This window comes from Parabacteroides sp. PF5-9 (genome assembly GCF_029893105.1).
Classification (GTDB): Bacteria; Bacteroidota; Bacteroidia; order Bacteroidales; family Tannerellaceae; genus JARXWG01.
The window spans coordinates 22931-43811 of the sequence record NZ_JARXWG010000006.1; the positions used below are offsets into that span (position 1 = coordinate 22931).

Annotated in this window: 16 protein-coding genes; 15 read left to right on the plus strand and 1 reads right to left on the minus strand. The window is 42.7% G+C overall.

The features are described 5' to 3' along the window. The first annotated feature begins 622 nt into the window (after positions 1 to 622). The 15 genes from M2135_RS05055 to M2135_RS05125 all read left to right on the plus strand — a co-directional run bounded on the left by M2135_RS05055 (position 623) and on the right by M2135_RS05125 (position 19407). Positions 623 to 3091, plus strand: coding sequence for a DNA translocase FtsK (locus tag M2135_RS05055; RefSeq protein WP_280747517.1), 2469 nt, complete (start codon positions 623 to 625; stop codon positions 3089 to 3091). Positions 3092 to 3103: 12 nt separating this feature from the next. Continuing rightward, complete coding sequence (locus tag M2135_RS05060; RefSeq protein ID WP_280747518.1) at positions 3104 to 3748, plus strand: LolA-like putative outer membrane lipoprotein chaperone; 645 nt, start codon at positions 3104 to 3106, stop codon at positions 3746 to 3748. 34 nt (positions 3749 to 3782) lie between these two features. Then, complete coding sequence (gene trxB, locus M2135_RS05065) at positions 3783 to 4736, plus strand: thioredoxin-disulfide reductase (protein ID WP_280747519.1); 954 nt, start codon at positions 3783 to 3785, stop codon at positions 4734 to 4736. Further along, complete coding sequence (locus M2135_RS05070; protein ID WP_280747520.1) at positions 4733 to 6262, plus strand: family 10 glycosylhydrolase; 1530 nt, start codon at positions 4733 to 4735, stop codon at positions 6260 to 6262. The genes trxB and M2135_RS05070 overlap by 4 nt, the downstream gene beginning before the upstream one ends. A gap of 70 nt (positions 6263 to 6332) precedes the next feature. Then, positions 6333 to 6773: a hypothetical protein gene (locus M2135_RS05075; protein ID WP_280747521.1), complete on the plus strand. Its 441-nt coding sequence runs from the start codon at positions 6333 to 6335 to the stop codon at positions 6771 to 6773. A 152-nt stretch (positions 6774 to 6925) separates the two neighbouring features. Then, the gene (locus M2135_RS05080; protein WP_280747522.1) at positions 6926 to 9136 is read left to right on the plus strand and encodes a TonB-dependent receptor; all 2211 of its coding nucleotides are present in this window, start codon (positions 6926 to 6928) and stop codon (positions 9134 to 9136) included. 24 nt (positions 9137 to 9160) lie between these two features. Next, positions 9161 to 9517 (plus strand): heavy-metal-associated domain-containing protein, encoded by a 357-nt coding sequence (locus M2135_RS05085; protein ID WP_280747523.1) that lies wholly within the window; start codon positions 9161 to 9163, stop codon positions 9515 to 9517. 171 nt (positions 9518 to 9688) lie between these two features. Continuing rightward, positions 9689 to 10216 carry a sigma-70 family RNA polymerase sigma factor gene (locus M2135_RS05090; RefSeq protein WP_280747524.1) on the plus strand — a complete coding sequence of 176 codons (528 nt, stop codon included), beginning with the start codon at positions 9689 to 9691 and terminating at the stop codon, positions 10214 to 10216. An 11-nt stretch (positions 10217 to 10227) separates the two neighbouring features. Then, positions 10228 to 11508, plus strand: a complete 1281-nt coding sequence (locus tag M2135_RS05095) for a porin family protein (protein ID WP_280747525.1) — start codon at positions 10228 to 10230, stop codon at positions 11506 to 11508. Between the two features lie 49 nt (positions 11509 to 11557). Beyond that, positions 11558 to 12361, plus strand: coding sequence for a hypothetical protein (locus M2135_RS05100; RefSeq protein ID WP_280747526.1), 804 nt, complete (start codon positions 11558 to 11560; stop codon positions 12359 to 12361). Positions 12362 to 12657: 296 nt separating this feature from the next. Further along, on the plus strand, positions 12658 to 13491 hold the full coding sequence (locus M2135_RS05105; protein ID WP_280747527.1) for a hypothetical protein: 834 nt from the start codon (positions 12658 to 12660) through the stop codon (positions 13489 to 13491). Between the two features lie 82 nt (positions 13492 to 13573). Further along, the gene (locus M2135_RS05110; protein ID WP_280747528.1) at positions 13574 to 14140 is read left to right on the plus strand and encodes a YIP1 family protein; all 567 of its coding nucleotides are present in this window, start codon (positions 13574 to 13576) and stop codon (positions 14138 to 14140) included. Positions 14141 to 14153: 13 nt separating this feature from the next. Beyond that, positions 14154 to 14615: an SsrA-binding protein SmpB gene (gene smpB, locus M2135_RS05115; RefSeq protein ID WP_280747529.1), complete on the plus strand. Its 462-nt coding sequence runs from the start codon at positions 14154 to 14156 to the stop codon at positions 14613 to 14615. Between the two features lie 7 nt (positions 14616 to 14622). After that, the gene (metH, locus tag M2135_RS05120; protein WP_280747530.1) at positions 14623 to 18315 is read left to right on the plus strand and encodes a methionine synthase; all 3693 of its coding nucleotides are present in this window, start codon (positions 14623 to 14625) and stop codon (positions 18313 to 18315) included. A gap of 111 nt (positions 18316 to 18426) precedes the next feature. After that, positions 18427 to 19407: a DUF3810 domain-containing protein gene (locus M2135_RS05125; protein ID WP_280747531.1), complete on the plus strand. Its 981-nt coding sequence runs from the start codon at positions 18427 to 18429 to the stop codon at positions 19405 to 19407. A 15-nt stretch (positions 19408 to 19422) separates the two neighbouring features. Here the strand turns inward: M2135_RS05125 and M2135_RS05130 are convergent, their stop codons facing one another. Continuing rightward, positions 19423 to 20868 carry a PKD domain-containing protein gene (locus M2135_RS05130; protein WP_280747532.1) on the minus strand — a complete coding sequence of 482 codons (1446 nt, stop codon included), beginning with the start codon at positions 20866 to 20868 and terminating at the stop codon, positions 19423 to 19425. Between the last annotated feature and the right edge of the window lie 13 nt (positions 20869 to 20881).

Here is a 20881-nt window from a genome sequence, read left to right on the forward strand (position 1 = left end):
TTGTCAATTTTGACGATTTGTCAATGAATCCCCTTCGACAATCGTCTATTTGGGATACACTACAAAATGGTTTGTAAAAAACGCATGGATTTGGAGTTTATTTTTGCAATAGCGGTTGATTATTATGCCATCTTGCCTGTTTTAAGATCTTAAAAAAATGATCATTCTGGAGAAAAAAGACCGGTTTTGAGCCTGTTTTTTCACCCGTTTCAGACTCTCGAAAAAATCATCTGCATAGTTTGTTGCAACTATTTAGATGCTTCTCCAAGGTTATCTGCACCATTTTAAAAATCATCTAGATAAAATTGTCGGAAGATCCAGTTCAAATTATTAAAAACAGTCCATCTTTTGCCTGAAATGTTAAAATATGGCGTCTATTTTGTTGAAAATGGATAAAGTGTGAGTTAGCTAAAAGTATATTGTTTTTTAATTATGTTACATATAGTCCGCTTTTGGTGTTAAAATGATGTATTTGTATGTTGGGCGAATCAGTTGTTAAAATAGTTTGTCTGATAGAACGATAAGGTTTATTTCACTCCTCTCAGTCTTGCTGATCGATAATTTCTCATTAACTTTGCAAGTTGAAAAGGAAAAAACGTTTCAGAAAATCGACAACGCTCGAATGGCAAAGAAAAACAAGTCTCAAGCAAAACAGAGTGATACTGAAGGGGGTAAGGTGAATGCACTGAAGCTCTTTTTCACCAACGAACGTACTCTTTTTATTACCGGATTGATTATCGCAATTATTGCGATCTATCTGATTCTGGCGATGGTCTCATTCTTTTTTACGGGCGCGGCTGATCAAAGTAAGATCGAGAATATACCGTTGAGCGATCTGGTGGCCAACCGGGGTTCGGTGACCAACTGGACCGGTGTACGGGGGGCATACCTGTCTGATCTGATGATGAACCGTTGGTTTGGGATCTCTTCGTTCTTTTTATTGTATTTTCTGGGTTTGACCGGAATGAAACTGATGCGGTTACGGCGTGTTGCATGGATGCGCAGTTTTCTGTTCTGTGCTTCGATGACGGTCTGGGGATCGTTGTTTTTCGCTTTTTTCTTTTTAAAAGGGTATGAAGATACTTTTCTTTACCTCGGAGGGGAGCATGGTTATTTTCTCTCTGAAGTATTGACCAGTAATATCGGAATATCCGGAACCATTCTGCTTCTGATAGGTACTTTTTTGATTATAGCGATCTTTACTCATAAAGGGACGATACCGTTTTTACAGCGGGTACTCTCTTTCGGATGGCTGAAACGTCCTAAAAAAGCGAAAACCGAAAGTCCGGAACAAACGGATGATACGTCTACGGATGAAACAACAGAGCCCCCTTTTATTGTTACAGCTGATGAATCGGGAGAAGAGAGTCCTGTTGAGGGAATAATAACCAGGCCGGAAGAAAACTATACAACCTCCGGCGATGAGATGTTTGAAATTACCGTTGCCGGAGAAGAAGAGATGTACGCGGGACCGTTGCCTACGAGCAGCGATACTCCTTCCGTGGAAAAAACAGATACCACCGAATACAGTATAGAAGTGCCGGTAGGTGATGATGAGGAGGCCGATGAGAATGAACTGGGAGAGTACGATCCCAAGGCCGATCTGTCGTCTTACCGTAATCCGACGGTCGACCTGCTTAAAAAATATGAGACAGGGGATCATCAGGTGGACATGGAGGAACAGACCGAAAACCAGCGTAAAATCAAACAGACGTTGGAGAATTTCGGTATCAGTATCGCTTCGATTAAAGCGACTGTCGGTCCGACAATCACCTTGTATGAAGTGGTGCCTGAAGCAGGTGTGCGTATCTCTAAGATCCGTAATCTGGAAGATGATATCGCTTTAAGTCTGTCGGCTTTAGGTATTCGTATCATAGCGCCGATGCCCGGAAAAGGGACGATCGGTATCGAAGTACCGAATAAAGATCCGCAGATTGTATCGATGCAATCGATCATCGCCTCCCGGAAATTCCAGGAGTGCCAGTATGATCTCCCTGTAGCATTGGGAAAGACAATCACCAATGAGATCTTTATGTTTGACCTGTGTAAGATGCCTCACCTATTGGTGGCAGGGGCTACCGGGCAAGGGAAGTCGGTCGGGTTGAATGCGATTATTACTTCGATGTTGTATAAAAAACATCCCTCGGAACTGAAGTTTGTACTGGTCGATCCGAAAATGGTTGAATTCAGTATCTATTCCGAGATTGAAAAACATTATCTGGCTAAACTGCCGGATATGGATAAGGCTATTATCACGGATTTTACCAAGGTGATCCATACCTTGAATTCACTGTGTAAAGAGATGGACGACCGGTATGACCTGTTGATGAAAGCACATACCCGGAACATCAAAGAGTATAATGCGAAATTCATCAACCGACGCTTGAACCCGATGAAAGGACACCGGTTTATGCCGTATATCGTGGTTATTATTGATGAGTTTGGCGACTTGATTATGACGGCCGGAAAAGAGATCGAACTGCCGATTGCCCGTATTGCCCAGAAAGCGCGTGCGGTAGGGATTCATATGGTGATTGCGACCCAGCGTCCGACCACGAATATCATCACAGGAACGATCAAGGCGAACTTCCCGGCGCGTATCGCGTTCCGTGTATCTTCGATGATCGACTCGCGTACAATTCTGGATGCTCCCGGAGCCAACCAGTTGATCGGCCGTGGGGATTTACTGTTCTCACAAGGCAGCGATATGGTACGTGTGCAATGTGCGTTTGTCGATACGCCGGAAGTCGAGCAGATCTCTTCGTATATCGGAAAACAGGTCGGATACCCGACAGCGATGTTATTGCCGGAATATACCGGAGATAGCGACGGAGAAAAAGAACCCGGGGCGGTGGATTTGTCGGATCGTGATCCGTTGTTTGACGAGGCGGCACGTCTGATCGTGATTCAACAGCAAGGTTCGACCTCTTTGATTCAGCGTAAGTTTGCCATCGGTTATAACCGGGCGGGACGGTTGATGGATCAACTGGAAGCAGCCGGGGTTGTCGGACCCTTTGAAGGTAGTAAGGCACGACAAGTGATGATTCAGGATGAATATAGTTTGGAACGAATTATAAGTTCGTTGAAATAAAAAAGAATAGGTATGAGTCGTAGGATTAGACAATTATTGACAGTGGCATTGCTTTTTCTGCCATTAGGTGCGGTTGCACAGCGTGCAACGGATATACTGGATAAGGCGGCTACGGTTTATGAGCAGTCTGGCGGGATCTCTGTTCGGTTTGCACTGCATACCCGTTCGGAAATGCAACAGTTTGCCGAAAGTTTTGAAGGCATTATGCAAATGCGAGGTGATAAGTTTACGTTGGAAACTCCGGACGCCTCTATCTGGTACGATGGCAAGACGCAGTGGGTCTATATGGAGCGTAATGAAGAGGTCAATGTAAGCGAGCCGACCGGAGAGGAACTTGAAACCACGAATCCGGCTATTCTGCTGAACGCATATAAGAAAGGATATAATGCCTCTTTGAAAGGAGAAAGTACGGCAGTAAGCGGAAAAGCGGCTTATGATATAGAGTTGACCCCCAAAAAGAAAGGGGATATATTGAAAGTCACTTTGCAGATAGAGAAAACAACTCATCTGCCGGCTCGTATAACGATGGAATCTAAAAATAAACTGTTTACGACAATACAGATTAATGAACTGAAAACCGGGATCAATCAGCCTGATGCTGCTTTCAGTTTCGATCAGACGAAATATCCTGATGCGGAGGTAATCGATTTGCGATAAACGGAATAAATGAATAATTATAAAAATAGTAGCTATGAATCATATAACACATGAAGATGTACGTTGCCTGATTATCGGATCAGGACCGGCAGGGTATACCGCCGCGATCTATGCGGCAAGAGCCAATTTAAATCCTGTTTTGTATGAAGGGATTCAACCGGGTGGGCAGTTGACGACAACCACTGAGGTGGAAAACTTTCCCGGATATCCGGAAGGAGTAACGGGGGTTGAACTGATGGAAGACTTAAAAAAACAGGCACTTCGTTTTGGTGCGGATATACGCATGGGTATTGCCACGGCATCCGACTTTTCGGCCTCTCCTTATAAAGTGACTATTGATGGGGAGAAAGTGATATCAGCTGAAACCGTCATCATCTGTACGGGTGCTACGGCGAAGTATCTGGGATTACCCGACGAACATAAATATGCTGGAATGGGTGTGTCGGCCTGTGCGACTTGTGACGGTTTTTTCTATCGTAAGAAAAGAGTCGCAGTAGTCGGCGGTGGAGATACAGCTTGTGAGGAAGCGTTGTATTTGGCCTCATTGGCAACGCAGGTTTATCTGATTGTTCGTAAATCTTTTTTGAGGGCATCCAAGGTCATGCAGGAACGTGTGTTTGCTACGCCGAATATCACCGTACTGTTTGAACATAATACATTGGGACTTTTCGGAGAACATGGCGTCGAAGGCGCTCGTTTGGTAAAACGTAAAGGTGAGCCGGATGAAGAAGAGGTGGAAATCGCTATTGACGGTTTCTTTTTAGCGATCGGTCATACGCCTAATTCGGATATTTTTAAAGAGTGGCTTGAAACGGATGAGGTTGGGTATATTCAAACGATACCGGGATCGCCACGTACAAATATACCGGGGGTATTTGCTGCCGGAGATGTGGCTGATCCGGTTTATCGACAGGCTATAACAGCTGCTGCAACAGGTTGTCAGGCAGCAATAGAAGTAGATCGGTATTTACTGGAACATGGAAAATGACAGGAAAACAAAAAAATCGTAAGTATATTCTTTATTGGGGAGTTGTACTCTGTTGTTGCTTTTTTATCAACACTCCGCTCTATTCGGAAGATTCTCTGCCTGTAGCGGTTTCTCCTAAACAGGAGATACGGGCGGTGTGGCTGACTACAATCTATGGATTGGACTGGCCGCATAAACCGGCAGCGACCGAAGCAGAGGCAGAAAAACAACAAAATGAACTGATCGCTATATTGGATCGTTTGCGTGAAGCCAATTTTAATATGGTCTTTTTGCAGGTACGTCAGCGGGGAGATGTGATTTATAATTCAAAAATTGAACCGATATCCCGGGTGATTTCCGGAAAATATGGGGTGGAATCGTCTTATGACCCGTTGGCTTTTGCTGTAGAGGAGTGTCATAAACGGGGAATGGAATGTCATGCCTGGTTTGTGACTTTTCCTGTCGGCACTCCGGCTCGTGTACGTGCGCAAGGAAGTAAATCGGTCGTAAAGCGTCATCCCGAACTTTGTAAACTCCATAAAGAGGAGTGGTATCTGGATCCGGGTGTCTCGGGAACGGGAGATTATATCCTCTCTTTGGTTCAGGAGGTGGTCGACGGTTACGATATCGACGGGGTTCATTTTGATTATATCCGTTATCCGGAAGGGGCTGAGACTTTTCCGGATAAAAAGGAGTATGAAGCATCCGGGAAAAATATGAAACTGGCCGACTGGCGAAGAGAGAATATCAATAAAATCGTCGCTCGGGTATACGATTGGGTCAAAGAGGTTAAACCGTGGGTACAGGTGAGCAGTTCTCCTTTAGGGAAATATAGCCGGATCGAAAAAGTGCCGAATGCCGGATGGACAGCTTTTGAAACTGTTTTTCAGGATCCGATCAGCTGGATCGGAGAGGGGAAGCAGGATATGATTGTGCCAATGATGTATTATAAAAACAATAATTTTTTCCCGTTTGTAGAACATTGGGCAGAGAATACAAAAGATCGTTTGTTTGTTCCCGGATTGGGAGTATACCGGATGGAGGCAAAAGATTCCAACTGGGCTGTAGATGATATTATAGAACAATTGGATTATGTCAGAAATTTCGGATCATCGGGCTGCGCTTTTTTCCGTTGTTCAAATGTGTTTGATAATACCAAAGGGTTATATGACCGGTTGAAGGATACCTATTTTAAGTATCCGGCACAATTACCACCATTGACCTGGTTGAGTGACTCGATACCTTCGGCTCCGCAGGAAATTGTCGTTGAACGTTTGGATGATAAATTAAAACTGACCTGGCAGGAACCTGATTCGCTGAGTGAATCGTTGACCTATACAATTTATTATACCCAATCGGATTCGATCGATTTAGGTTCTTCACAAGCCATGATTGCAACAGGGGTAAGAGATACTGTGGCTTTTATTCCGATTGACCCGGAGACGGAAAAATTATATACATTTTGTGTGACGGCCTCTAACCGTTATCGACTGGAAAGTGTGCCTTCACGGGAGACTTTTTACTATTTATCGGAGTTTGTGAAATAGTAAACACTCTCTTTGTTAAATAAATATAAAAACAGTTAGCGCATTTTTTATAATTGTACCTTTGTAAGGCATGAAACGCGCATTAACATCCATATTTGCTATTGTATTGACGTTGCTCGTCTTTTACGGAGGGGCAGGGGTGAATGTCGTTTCGTTTTGTTGTGGTGAATGTCGTGCTGCCGGTTTCGAGGTTTTAGTAGGCGATAAATGCTGTGATATCCATGGGCATAGTCATGACGAATATCCGATGCTTGAATCGGCCGAAGGAAATATCAGCCATTCCCATGAGATGTGTTGCAGTATGGAGCGTCTTCATTTTGACTGGGATAATGAAACTGTTTCCACACAATCGTTAGAACCTTTTGTTATTGATCTATTGGCATTGGGGACACCTGGTGCATCTATCATACCTCTTCCTTCTGTCAGTGAGATAACTTCTATTATGCCGACGGGTCCACCATTGACTCCGCCTCGTGCCTATCTCTCTCGACTAACTGTTCTTTTGATTTAAATACAGGTTTGGTTAATGATCGGTGAGAAGTGAATGATTTTCGCTTTTTACTATACGTCTATAATTACGATTGATCATTAACCCAATACGTTTTAAAAGGGGAATACCCCGTTAAGACGTTTTTCTGTATGTATAATCAAAAGAATAAATCGATGTTGAAACAAATTATAGTATTACTAATCGCTTTGGCTCCATTTTCGCTTTGGGCGGAAAATGTGGTAAAAGGACATGTATATGATGAAAATAGCCAACCTGTCATTGGTGCAAATGTCTACTGGGAAGGAACTCAGGACGGCACGACTTCGGATGTGGATGGTTATTTTGAATTGAAGCAGAAAGCTGGAGAAAAAAATCTGGTAGTCAGTTATATCGGATATACTTCAACTGTTATTGCAGTAAAACAGGCAGATGAACTGTTGCGTGTGGTCTTGAAAGGAGAAGTAGCCCTGGATGAAGTAGTCGTCAGTGAACGGCGTATGGGAACAATTGCTTCCCGCACCAGTGTATTACAGACTCAGAGAATTACGTATGACGAGATTTGTCGTGCCGCCTGCTGTAACCTGGCAGAGAGTTTTGAGACAAATCCTTCGGTCGATGTTTCATATGCGGATGCGGCTACCGGTGCGCGACAAATCAAATTATTGGGTTTGTCGGGAACATATGTACAGATGTTGACGGAAAATTATCCCAACTTTCGGGGGGCTGCATCGCTTTACGGATTGGATTATGTGCCGGGTGCATGGATGGAAAGTATTCAGGTCTCTAAAGGAACATCTTCTGTAAAGAATGGATATGAAGCATTGGCGGGGCAGATCAATGTGGAATTTAAAAAACCTCCGACAGCGGATATCGTTTCGGCAAACTTGTTTGCCAGCGATGCCGGACGCTACGAGGGGAATGCGGATGCTTCATGGCATATCAACGAGGATCTCTCTACCGGATTACTGATCCATTATTCAAATGATAAAACACAGCACGACGGCAATGATGACGGTTTTCTGGATATGCCGCTGAAAGAGCAGGTGAATGTGATGAACCGTTGGTATCATAAAACAGATAAGTATGTGGCGCAATATGGAGTACGTTACCTGCATGAAAACCGTATCGGCGGGCAGGTTACCAAACATCATAATTTTGCAGATCCTTATAAAGTGGATCTGAATACCAATCGCGTTGAAGGTTTTACCAAGCAGGCGTATATCATTGATATGGAAAAGGTGGAAAGTGTGGCATTGATCCTGTCGGGATCTTATCATGAGCAGAAATCCAAATATGATCATACACCATATAATATCTATCAAAATAATGTATATGCCAGCTTGTTGTATGAAAAAGAATTCACGCCAGCTCATAGTTTGAGTACTGGATTAAGTCTGAATTATGACGGTTTTAATGAAAACCTGGGGCAGGGTGGTGAACGACAGACCTTTGATCGCAACGAGGTCACGCCGGGAGCCTATGTGCAGTATACGTATAACCTGAACGATAAGTTTATCCTCTTGGCCGGTATTCGTGGTGATTACAGTTCGATTTATGACTTTTTTGTAACACCACGTGTGCATTTGAAGTATAATCCGTTCGATTGGTTTCATCTGCGGGCTTCTGCCGGAAAAGGATTCCGCACGGCCAATATATTGGCTGAGAATAATTTCTTGCTTTCCAGTAGCCGTAAGATGGTTATAGCAGACAATCTTGATCAGGAAGAGGCTTGGAATACAGGGGTGAATCTGTCGTTTTATGTACCCCTGTTTGGAAAAGAGTTGACATTAAATGGGGAGTGGTATTATACCAATTTTGAAAAACAAGTTGTTGTAGATATGGATAGTGATCCGCATGCAGTACGTTTTTATAACCTGGATGGCAAATCATATTCGAATAGTTACCAGATAGAGGCTTCCTATCCGTTTTTCCGTGGATTCACACTGACAGCAGCTTACCGGTATACAGATGCTAAAACAGATTACCGAAATGCAGAGGGGATCACCCGTCGGCTGAAAAAACCGTTGGTGAGTGATTATAAAGGGTTGATAACCGCTTCTTACCAGACACCTCTGAAGAAATGGCAATTCGACCTGACAGGGCAATTCAATGGAGGCGGACGTATGCCTGAGGCAGATAAGGAGAACCCATTGTGGGAACCAAATTTCAAATCGTATACGGTTTGGAATGCGCAAATAACAAAATATTTCCGTCAGTGGTCGGTTTACATCGGGTCGGAGAATCTCTTCGATTTTACGCAGGATCATCCGATCATCGATGCCTCAAACCCACGTGGCGAGAACTTCGACGGATCGATGGTGTGGGGGCCTGTTCATGGACGAAAAATTTATGCCGGAATCCGGTTTAATATAAGTAGAGATTAGTAGTAACCTTATAAATTTGATAGTATGAAACGAATTGTATTATTAGCAGTATGTGCCTTGTTTACAATAACATCAGTATCGGCACAAGATGCCAAAAAGAAAAAAGGCAAAGAAACGGTCACTTTCTTCATTGAAGCAATGGATTGTGATCATTGTGTGAAAAAAATCGAAAAGAATATCTCTTTTGAAAAAGGAGTGACCGATTTAAAATGTGACCTCTCTACCCGTACCGCGATGGTCACTTACCGTTCGGATAAAACTACGGAAGAAAATCTGACCGGGGCATTCAAGAAAATAGGGATGGAAGCAATTTCAGTAGAAGAAGGTGCAGAAATAGCTGTTCCCAAGGCAGAGAAAAGTGGACATCAGCATCAACATTAACATTTAATCCATTGGAACATCTTATCTTTGTAGGAATGTTCCGTAAAAGCGGACTAAACGGTCCGCTTTTTTTGTCTGCATAATTTTTGTTACTCTATGCAGCGTTTGAAACAGGAATAACATCATAATAATGTAACCTCTCGCAAACGAGAAAGTGCATGCGAAAACCGAATGAGTGAGCAACAACTGATAGAAGGTTGTAGGAAGGGAAACAGGAATGCTCAGAAAGAGCTCTACGATACATATTCCCGCAAGATGATGGGTGTTTGCCTGCGTTATGTGAATGACAGGGAGACTGCCCGTGATTTGCTCCAAGACGGTTTTGTAAAAGTGTTCACAAGTATTCATTCCTATTCGGGGAATGGCTCGTTTGAAGGGTGGATGCGAAAGATCTTTGTTAATTGTGCGTTGGAATATTTGCGGAAGTCAGATGTGTTGCGCGATGCGACCGATCTGGAGTATTCGACGGAATTAGTACAACCGGCAAGTTCTGCGATCTCCGATATATCGGCTAAAGAGTTATTGAAATTAGTACAGGAGTTGCCCGATGGTTTCCGGATGGTATTCAACCTGTTTGCAATCGAAGGCTATTCGCATAAAGAGATCGGAGAGATGTTACATATCACAGAGAGTACTTCCCGTTCGCAATTTACCCGGGCGAAACAGTTGTTACAACGTAAGATTAACGCATTGTATTGAGAAAGTGATAAATGAAAAGAAAAGAGAGAGATATACTGGATGAATTGTTCCGTTCTAAATTGTATGATTTGGAAGCGGAGACTGGGGCGGACGACTGGGAAGCGATTGCCGGTCGATTGCCGAAACAGACGGTTGTTCCCCTCAGAAGAAAGATCATCTACTGGTCGGCAGCGGCTGTTATTGCCTTGTTGATGATAACAGGCGGACTTTATTTCTCTGAGAAGGAGACTGTCACGCCTCCTATTGCCCAACAATTAGAAAAAGAGAAAGAGGAACTGAAATCCCGTATTATAGAAGAAGAGAATACAACACCTGTGATTATCAATTCAGCACCTTCTGAACATCTTCAGCAACCTGTAGCGAGAATAATACCGGCAAAAACAGCTAAACAGAAGCTTGCTAAGCGTAATGAGAACACTTTGCCGGATCATGTTGTAATCGCTGAGACAGAGAAGGAAAACGTTATCGAACAAGCATATACAGAAGATGAAGTATCCCCAAAGAGTGATGCCCCGGTAAAGACGGAACAAGAAGCGGTATTCGTCCAATCGACACCCTATATCGCAGAAGTAACGCCTATAAAAAAAGAGAAAAAATCCCGTAAATGGGGCTTCGGAATGGGAGCCGGGGGATTGTCTATGGGAGCGAATAATATCGTACCTCAGTATGTGACAAATACCTCTTATCTACGGGCTGAGGATTTATCGATGTTAAATTCGGTCGATTTTGGTGTGACCGAATTGAAATTAATGGAACTGCCAAAAACGGATATAAAACATAAAACACCGGTTTCTTTCGGCTTTTCCGTAAGCAGATATCTGAATGATCGTTTCTCTTTACAGACCGGATTAACCTACACCTTTCTTTCGTCCGAATGGCGTACAAATGGTTCTTATAATATGAAAACGAACCAGTATCTACATTTCCTGGGAATACCTTTATCGGTAACCTATAAGGTGGCAGAGTGGAATCGCTTCAATGTCTATATCTCATCAGGAGTAATGACGGAAGTGAATGTCGCCGGGAAGCTGAAAAACAAATTGATGAATGAGAACCAGTCGGGTGCCGAGCAAAAAGAGATCAGCCGTTATACAGAAAACACCCGAATGAAAGAGTGGATGTGGTCGGTCAATGCACGTGCCGGTGTGAGTTATCCGATTATCCGTTTTGTCAATGCTTTTGCCGAAGTAGGAGCAGCCTATTATTTTGATAACGGGAGTACTATAGAGACTGTCCGTTCGGAGAAACCATTCAATGTAAGTTTTCAGCTGGGCGTTCGCTTAGGCTTTTAAATCGAATAAATACAAAATTATATAACAATTTATCAAAAGAAAAGAATGTATGAAAACAATCAAACTTTGTAGTCTCGCGCTTATTACTGTTATTTTGGTGTCGTTGACCTCCTGTCTGGGGGATAGTGAAAACACACAGGATGTTCAGTTTGTCTCAGGCATTGTAGTCTCGGAAAAAGGGAAAAAACTTATTCAGACGCAGGTGTTAGGTAATATCTATGATCCACGCATTTCAACGATGTACTTTGGCACGGGTGACGAGTATGTTGTTTGTAGTTTTCAGGTTGAAACAACAAGTGCGGAAAATGCAAATGCCGAAGAGAACGGATATTGGCATGTGACTTTGTATGATGATCCTGCGACTGTGAACGAAGGAGGTGTAGATTATTATAATAAACCAGATACCACCGTTTTATTGGCAAACGAAATCGAACTGTCGGAAGGTGTTATTGCGACTTATCCCTATTCAAATATTATAGCGTATATCAATGGTATGTTTTTCCTTCCGACCGGTAATACCGGATTAACAGGACAGGAGGCTCAGTTCGTTATGTATATCGATCCGGCACAGGAACCGATAAAAAATGGTTCAATCAATGAATATACAGCTATTTTAAGAGCAGTGGAAACCGCAGCGGGCAAAACGCCTCAGTTGAATCATTTACGGGCAAATGCGTATAACCTGAAATACCCGATTGAAACAATCCAACAAAAAGAGAAACAGTTAGGAAACGAACGATTTAATTTACGTTTTACTTTTTTAAGCAAGATCGAAGAGAAAGAAGGCGAAGAGGTTGAATTAACATGGACAAAGGATGCCACAGCTATTCCTTTTGGTGTGCCTAAAGATTGATAGACTTAAGTTCTAAGCAGTAAATATAATGACCCCGAGAGGGGTAAAATATGCGTAACTCCGGGTTTCACTCGGGGTTATGCATATTAAAGCCCTTTGGGCTTTTTTTGTAAGTACTATTCCACGTGACTTTAAGGGCTGATGGTATTCCTAATTATTTTTTTTGAAGAAGAGAAATTCGTTTGACAATTGTCAAACGATCGTTCTATAATTATCAAATGATCATTCCACAATTGTGAAACGATCATTCGACATTTGTCAAACGAATCTCGGTTCAACAAAAAAGTGCAAAGTGTATGGCATCTGTATCTGAATCGTCTTCATTGAAAGAGCGCATATTTCAGGTTAATTTACTACTTTTGCAACATCTCAACCAGATCAACATGAAAAAGAAAAAACAACTGGGAGCATTCATCGTTCTTGTTTTGATACTCTCTTCCTGTATCGGCGATATAGGAAATACAATTGTGTATAGCCGTATCGGAGTTGTACGGGGAGAGCCGGAGAAACATCTGTTAACCAGTGACGGTTATTCGGTGGTCTGGCCGGAACTGGGACAGGATGCCCTGTTGGAGACCGGAACCTCTCTTCGTGTAAATTTCAAAACGAATTTTTTTGAAAAAGGAGAAGGCAGGTATGAGGCGGAGTTGATCGACTATGAGATCCTACCTCATTCAACTCTTCAGGTAGCCCAAACGGATACCACCACTATTCTAACTAAAGATGAACGACGGATAAGTGCTGTTGCCAAGATAAATAATCTGTTTATCGACGGGTATTATTTTTTTAAGACGGATGTAGCGTATCCCCGATTGGGAGAGAAGGTTGATTTTCAGCTTTTTTATGATCCGCATCAGGCAGACAGTATGACCATCGATGGTCGGCATCGCATCTATGAACTTTTTCTGCGGGTGTCGAAATCTGAAGGGACAGATACCCTAAAGGCGCAAGAGACATATACCTGTTCGTATCATATTCAGGAACTGATAGAGGATGTAAAACAAACGATTCTTGATGAAGGAAAAGATTCGTTGATCTTTCGTGTGAATTACGGTTCCCGGTTCAATGCAGATACGACCGCTTTTGTCTGGACAGCCAGTGACACGATGGCCGTCAGATTGGCCAGATAAGGCAGTCGGCATATAATAAGTTGTAATCTTCCTGCAATCCTTTATTTTTTTGTACTTTTGCCTTTCAAAAGGAAGCACAGCGATGTTTAAAGAGATATTTAAGTGGGTTATCATGTTGATTTCTCAACCCGCAAAAGCATGGAATGAATTAGCTCAGAAAGAAGAAAAAGGAGATGAGTTCCTCTCTCATTTTATCTATCCATTGATCGGAATAATTACTGTTGCCGCTTTTTTAGGCATACTGTTTACCCGAAAAGAGTTTGATGTCGAATTGGCGCTCAAATCATCTATTCGCACGTTAGTTGCGGCATTTGGTGGTTTTTATCTTGCTGCATATATCTTGAATGAGATGTGGCAGGGCATTTTCAAGCGAGAGAAAAATATGATAGTGTGGCAACGATTCGTTGGGTATTCGTCTTCATTGATGATTACACTGAATGCTATATTAATGTTGCTTCCCGAATTTTTCTTCCTGCGTATATTTGTGTTGTATACCTTTTATATTGTGTGGGAAGGTGCAGGACCTTATATGCAGATAGCGGAGAATGAGCGCTTGAAATTTGTAGGAATTGCTACGACAGTTATTTTAGTCCTGCCGGTATTGATAGAAACGGTTCTGTTTATGTTGATGCCGGGATTACGTGTTTGATACGACTGAACCGATGAAAGAAAAAATCAATAATAATATACAAATTAAGAATAAGCGGGCAACCTTTGATTATGAATTGCTCGAGACGTTCACATGCGGCATAGTATTGACCGGTACGGAGATCAAATCGATCCGGTTGGGAAAGGCCAGTCTGGTGGATACCTATTGTGTTATAGAGAGTAAAGGGGTATGGGTGAAGAATATGTATATTGCCGAATACTTTTACGGTACCTATAATAATCATATCGCACGTCGCGACAGAAAATTATTATTGAATAAAAAGGAGATCAAAAAGCTGGAAAATGCGGCTCGAAATAATGGGTTTACGATTATTCCTACCCGCCTTTTTATCACAGATAAAGGATTGGCGAAAGTTGTGATTGCCATTGCCAAAGGGAAAAAAGAATACGACAAACGCAACTCGTTAAAAGAAAAGGACGACCGTCGGGAGATGGATCGTGCTTTTAAACGATAAAAAAAGAATGAATAAGGAACAACTGACACAGCTCCTCAAAGAGCGTATCTTGATATTGGACGGTGGATTGGGAACAATGATTCAAGGGTATAAATTGACGGAGTCTGACTACCGGGGTAGTCGGTTCGGTCATGTTCCCGGAGAACAGAAAGGGAATAATGATCTGTTGAATATCACTCGTCCGGATATTATTCAATCCATTCACCGGCAGTATCTCGAAGCGGGAGTGGATATTTTTACGACCAATACCTTTAATGCCAATGCGATATCGATGGAAGATTATGGTATGCAGACGTATGTCGGTGAGATGAATCTTGCTGCCGGGAAGTTGGCGCGTGAGGTGGCGGATAGGTTTATGCGTGACTATCCGGAGCGTAAAGTTTATGTTGCCGGCTCTATCGGACCGACCAACAAGACTGCCTCCATGAGTCCGGAGGTGAACGACCCGGCTTACCGTGCAGTCTCTTACCTGGATCTTTATAAGGCCTACAAAGAACAAATAGAGGCTTTGATCGAGGGTGGGGTCGATCTGTTTATCTTTGAAACGACTTTCGATACATTAAATGTAAAAGCCGGCTTGGAAGCGGTTGATTCGGTGTTGACCGACAGCGGAATTGATCTTCCGGTGATGCTTTCGCTGACCTTGTCGGCACAAGGGGGACGTACTTTCTCGGGTCAAACATTAGGCGCATTTTTAGCCTCTATCGAACATACGCGGATTGTGAGTGTCGGGTTGAATTGCTCTTTCGGAGCTTCCGATATGAAACCTTATCTGCAGGAACTGGCACAAAGTGCACCTTATTTTATCAGTGCTTATCCCAATGCCGGACTGCCGAATAGCTTTGGTACGTATGATGAGACACCTGAACTGATGGCTTCTCATGTGAAATCGTTTGTAGAGGAAGGTCTGGTGAATATCTTGGGCGGATGTTGTGGGACGACTCCGGCTCATATTGCGTTGTATCCGGAGATCGTTCGTGATGCCCAGCCACATGTTCCTGTTGTTCCGACAAAGAATCTTTGGTTATCCGGACTTGAACTGCTCGAAATTAAACCTGAAAATAATTTTGTCAATATAGGTGAACGGTGCAATGTCGCAGGTTCACGTAAATTCCTTCGTCTGATCAAAGAAGGTCAGTATGAAGAGGCGTTAACCATTGCTCGCAAACAGGTGGAAGATGGTGCCCAGATTATCGATATGAATATGGACGATGGTCTGCTTGATGGTGTAAAGGAAATGACGACATTCCTCAATCTGATTGCCTCCGAACCGGATATCGCCCGTGTGCCGGTGATGATCGATTCTTCTAAATGGGAAGTGATTGAACAGGGATTGATGTGTGTGCAAGGGAAAAGTATTGTGAACTCGATCTCTCTAAAAGAGGGAGAGGGTGAATTCCTGCGTCGTGCACGACGTATTCGACAGCTTGGTGCTGCTACGGTGGTGATGGCTTTTGATGAAAAAGGACAAGCCGATACGTTTGAACGTAAAATAGCGATCTGTGAACGAGCCTATCGGTTATTAACTGAACAGGTCGGGTTCCCTCCACAGGATATTATTTTTGATCCGAATGTTCTGGCAATAGCGACCGGGATGGATGAGCACAATAGTTACGGATTGGCTTTTATCCGTTCGGTAGAATGGATCAAACAACATCTGCCCGGTGCAAAAGTGAGCGGAGGAATCAGCAATCTCTCTTTTTCTTTCCGTGGGAACAACTATTTACGTGAGGCGATGCATTCCGTTTTCCTTTATCATGCAATCGGCAAAGGGATGGATATGGGAATCGTCAATCCGTCTACTGCGGTATTCTATGAAGATATAGAACCGACTCTTCGTCTCTTACTCGAAGATGTCATCCTTTACCGTCGGCCGGAGGCCGCAGAAGAGTTAATCAGTTATGCGCAACAAATGCAGATTCAAACATCGGAAATATCTGATGTTAAGCAGGCACTTTGGCGTGATTACTCTTTGCAGGAACGTTTGGAGTATGCCTTAATTAAAGGGGTAGGGGATTATCTGGAAACCGACTTACAGGAGGCCCTGAAGATATATGACCGGGCAGTAGAAATCATTGACGGACCGTTGATGAGCGGAATGAATAAGGTCGGCCAGCTTTTCGGAGAAGGGAAAATGTTTTTACCGCAGGTGGTCAAAACCGCCCGTACAATGAAAAAAGCGGTCTCGATCCTGCAACCGACAATCGAATCGGAAAAGAATGTAGCCGGATCGACGAAGGCCGGAAAAGTCCTGTTTGCCACCGTCAAAGGGGATGTGCATGATATCGGAAAGAATATTGTTTCGATTGTTCTCTCATGCAATAATTATGAAGTCATCGACTTAGGGGTGATGGTTCCGGCCGATGTTATTGTCAAGAAAGCGATCGAAGAACAACCCGATTTGCTCTGTCTTTCAGGATTGATCACCCCTTCGTTGGAAGAGATGGTTCATGTGGCTGATGAGATGCAGAAAGCCGGATTAAAGATTCCAATTATGGTCGGTGGGGCAACAACATCCAAATTGCATACTGCGATAAAAATTGCTCCTCATTACGATTATCCGGTTATACATGTCCTGGATGCATCACAAAATCCGATTATCGCATCTCGCTTATTGAATCCTCAGACGCGTGATCTTTTTATTCGCGAACTGGATGCCGAATACGATCAGTTAAGAGAGACTATGGGGCAGAAAAAGGTAGATCTTGTGACCCTGGAAGAGGCTCGTGTTCATCAGGTGTCGATCGATTGGACGAATTATACACCGGTCAGACCTGCCAATGAGGGAGTATATGTCTTGTCGTATATCCCTTTGGAAGAGATCACTCCATATATCAACTGGACTTACTTTTTTAATGCCTGGAAATTGAATGGTCGTTTTGCAGAAATTGCTCATTTGCATGGCTGTGATAGTTGCCGCGCTTCCTGGTTGGCCGATATGCCTGAGGTGGATCGCATGAAAGCTACTGAGGCGATGCAACTGTTTAAAGATGCGACCCGTATGATTGATCACCTTATTGAACTTAAGGCAGAATATTGCAAAGCTATTTATGGACTGTTCCCGGCAAATAGCAAAGGAGATACCTTGTATATCGGAGAGACGGAAATCCCTTTTTTACGACAACAAGTACGTAAAGAAGAAGAGGTCTATAAATCATTGGCTGATTACGTTATGCCTTTCAGTGAAGGACGAACCGATTATGTAGGCGCATTTGTCGTTACCGGAGGCTCCGGAGCCGATTATCTGAAACAAAAGTATGACTCGGAAGGTGATACGTATAACAGTATGTTATTGCAAACGTTGACCGATCGTTTTGCTGAGGCAACGGCGGAATATTTACATGAGGAAGTACGAAAAACATATTGGGGATATGCTGCCGATGAAACGCTGCCGATGGAGGATCTTTTTAAAGTAAAATACGATGGGATACGTCCGGCTATCGGTTATCCATCTATTCCGGATCAGTTACTCAACCGGACGATCGATCATTTACTGGATCTGTCGGCCATAGATGTTGAGTTGACAGAAAATGGTGCGATGATTCCTACGGCCTCTGTCAGTGGATTGTATATCGCCCATCCGGAAGCGCAATATTTTATGATCGGACAAATTGATGGAGAGCAATTGACAGATTATGCCCGGAGAAGAAAACTCACAGAAGCGGAAGCTAAAGCTATACTGAATAAGAATATCTCTTGATTGATTTTTGTGTCAATGAAGTTTGCCGACAAGATAATGACCCTTTATCATCAATACTTTCGCAGACGTTGGTGGTTGTTGCTCGTGTGGTTGATTTTTATATGGATAATCATGGCCTCGCCAACGCATGGCGAATGGTATTCCCGTCGTATATATCCTTTCTTGTCCGGAGTATTATCCCGGTTTTCATCTGTTTTCCCGTTTTCGATAGGTGATTGTTTTATTTATGGGAGTATCTTTGGACTTCTTTTTTATCTGGGTGCATCGTTGATCAGACGTTATCGTGTCAAACGTACTTTACGACATATAGTTGAATATCTTTTATGGGTCTATGTCTGGTTTTATATGGCCTGGGGACTGAACTATTTTCGGCAAGATTTTTTTGTGCGTGCTCAGATTCATCCCGTGACCTATTCTGCAGAAGAGTTCCAAACCTTCCTTTCTGCTTATACTGATTCATTAAATAGTGCTTACTTACCGATACACCGGGTTGATACTCCGCAGGTGAAGACAGAGGTGTTAAAGGGGTTTAGTTCCATTCATGAACGTTTCGGAATTACCAGACCTGCCGGGTATATGAAGGCCAAACCGATATTGATTTCGCCCTTGATGAGTAGTGGTGGGATAAAAGGATATATGGGGCCTTTTTTTACGGAATACAATCTTAACCGTGAACTGCAACCGGTCGAATATGCCTCCACGTATGCACATGAACTGGCTCATGCCTTGAGCATTACCGGAGAAGCGGAAGCCAACTTCTATAGCTTTTTAGTTTGTTCGCAATCGAAGGTGGCTGAAATCCGTTTTTCCGGATATTTCTCATTATTACCTTATGTATTGGGAAACACCTATCGTTTGCTTTCTGAAGATGAATTCAAAATGTGGCGAGAGTCTCTACGTCCTGAAGTACGTACCCTTTACAATGAAAAGGTCGCTTACTGGCAGACACGATACAATCCGCTGATTGGCGAGATGCAGAACCGTCTGTATAATTTTTACCTGAAGGGAAATAAGATCCCTTCAGGAACAGCTAACTATTCGGAAGTGATCGCGCTGTTGATAGCGTATAATCACGACTTTTCCGGGTTTTAATTCAGATTTAAGTCTTTACTTAAACAAGTGCACATTCGGATTCACCGGCAATACACAAGGATTGACCTTGACTGTAATCGTTTCCGAAGCCACCTCTTTCCCATCAGCCAGATACGAACGTACAGTAATATTATACATTCCCGGCTTCTCATAGGTGTATGAATGTGTCTGTGTGCCTGAACTCACATTGGTGTCTTTTAAGAATGATCCTCCTTCTCCAAAATCCCATTCGGTGTAAGTTATTTGTTGTGAACCGGATTGGTTTATTGTAACTGTAAAATCTTGTGAAGTATTCACACAAAATGATTCATCAGCATCAATAGAAACAGAAAACCAGTTAGCAGCAAAAGTAGGAAGTCCCCAAATTGCTCCGGAGCCATTTAAAAAATTCTCAAATATATGTACCTTAATGTCTTCAATCGGATCATCAGGATTAGGAATAACTCCAAATCTCTTTGTCGCACTACCAGAACTTCTTATGCCATATAATCTTCCGTCAGATCCAGTCTGTACTGTTCCGATTTCTGTTGTAACTAGTGTAGGAGTGCCTAATTCGATATCCTCTACTGGGATAACATATAAAGATTTATTTAATTCAGATAAGAAAAGATTCTTCCCTAACGGAGAAAATTCCAAACTATAAAATGCGATGGTATCAAACTTCCAATATCTCAATATAATATTACTGATCTTTCCTGTTTTATTATCAAAATCTGCAAAAAACACTTCCCCTTCTGGTGCATCCAGATTCGCATGACATATTTTTTTTCCATCGGGTGACATTTTCATATACCCTTCACTCAATCCGCTTATTTGAGACTTACTATCTGGTATGTCCGTTACAATAGGTGTTGTCGAAATACCATCTTTTGTTATTAGCCAAGTAAAAAAATACGGTCCCGCCCTATGTAATAACCAATAATCCTTTCCATTAGCATGAATCTGAGAGGTTACATTTTCATATAGTTGAGAACTCCCTACTGTTGTTTGCTGAACAGGCGTATTAATATTAGTGACCTCTCCTAAGCCACCATTTGCATTTGCATCAAATATACTGTAATGAAGTGCACGACAATTATTTGATATAATAATATATTTTCCCGGATTTTCAGGAAATGGGATAAGTATTCCGGATTGTGCACTTGAGGTATTCCCATACAATCCAGTAGCAATCACGTCTTTATTTTTGTTGTAAACCCTCATCCCATCGGATGCAACAATTAAGTTTCCATCCGAATCCGAGAGGGAAAAACATCCTTCATTAGTACTAATCGGGCCAGTTTCCAAAGTAGGCATACCATCTACCGGAACGCCATTTTTGTCATTTACCGTTTGTGTATCGATGAAATTAAGTCCGACATTATGACCAAAATACCAATGCCCGGCTTCTTTCTGTGCTTGAACAGAAAAAACAGTCATAGCCGACAAGCAGATAAAACATAGAGTTTTCATTGATTTCATATCAGTATCGTTT

What these genes read in the sequence shown, in the direction of transcription:
- M2135_RS05060 (WP_280747518.1), top strand. Translation starts at nt 3,104, where the DNA reads ATGAGTCGTAGGATTAGACAATTATTGACAGTGGCATTGCTTTTTCTG.
- smpB (WP_280747529.1), top strand. Translation starts at nt 14,154, where the DNA reads ATGAAAGAAAAAATCAATAATAATATACAAATTAAGAATAAGCGGGCA.
- M2135_RS05095 (WP_280747525.1), top strand. Translation starts at nt 10,228, where the DNA reads ATGAAAAGAAAAGAGAGAGATATACTGGATGAATTGTTCCGTTCTAAA.
- M2135_RS05110 (WP_280747528.1), top strand. Translation starts at nt 13,574, where the DNA reads ATGTTTAAAGAGATATTTAAGTGGGTTATCATGTTGATTTCTCAACCC.
- M2135_RS05085 (WP_280747523.1), top strand. Translation starts at nt 9,161, where the DNA reads ATGAAACGAATTGTATTATTAGCAGTATGTGCCTTGTTTACAATAACA.
- M2135_RS05105 (WP_280747527.1), top strand. Translation starts at nt 12,658, where the DNA reads ATGGCATCTGTATCTGAATCGTCTTCATTGAAAGAGCGCATATTTCAG.
- M2135_RS05075 (WP_280747521.1), top strand. Translation starts at nt 6,333, where the DNA reads ATGAAACGCGCATTAACATCCATATTTGCTATTGTATTGACGTTGCTC.
- M2135_RS05090 (WP_280747524.1), top strand. Translation starts at nt 9,689, where the DNA reads ATGAGTGAGCAACAACTGATAGAAGGTTGTAGGAAGGGAAACAGGAAT.
- M2135_RS05125 (WP_280747531.1), top strand. Translation starts at nt 18,427, where the DNA reads ATGGCCTCGCCAACGCATGGCGAATGGTATTCCCGTCGTATATATCCT.
- M2135_RS05080 (WP_280747522.1), top strand. Translation starts at nt 6,926, where the DNA reads ATGTTGAAACAAATTATAGTATTACTAATCGCTTTGGCTCCATTTTCG.
- M2135_RS05130 (WP_280747532.1), bottom strand. Translation starts at nt 20,868, where the DNA reads ATGAAATCAATGAAAACTCTATGTTTTATCTGCTTGTCGGCTATGACT.
- M2135_RS05055 (WP_280747517.1), top strand. Translation starts at nt 623, where the DNA reads ATGGCAAAGAAAAACAAGTCTCAAGCAAAACAGAGTGATACTGAAGGG.
- M2135_RS05100 (WP_280747526.1), top strand. Translation starts at nt 11,558, where the DNA reads ATGAAAACAATCAAACTTTGTAGTCTCGCGCTTATTACTGTTATTTTG.
- metH (WP_280747530.1), top strand. Translation starts at nt 14,623, where the DNA reads ATGAATAAGGAACAACTGACACAGCTCCTCAAAGAGCGTATCTTGATA.
- M2135_RS05070 (WP_280747520.1), top strand. Translation starts at nt 4,733, where the DNA reads ATGACAGGAAAACAAAAAAATCGTAAGTATATTCTTTATTGGGGAGTT.
- trxB (WP_280747519.1), top strand. Translation starts at nt 3,783, where the DNA reads ATGAATCATATAACACATGAAGATGTACGTTGCCTGATTATCGGATCA.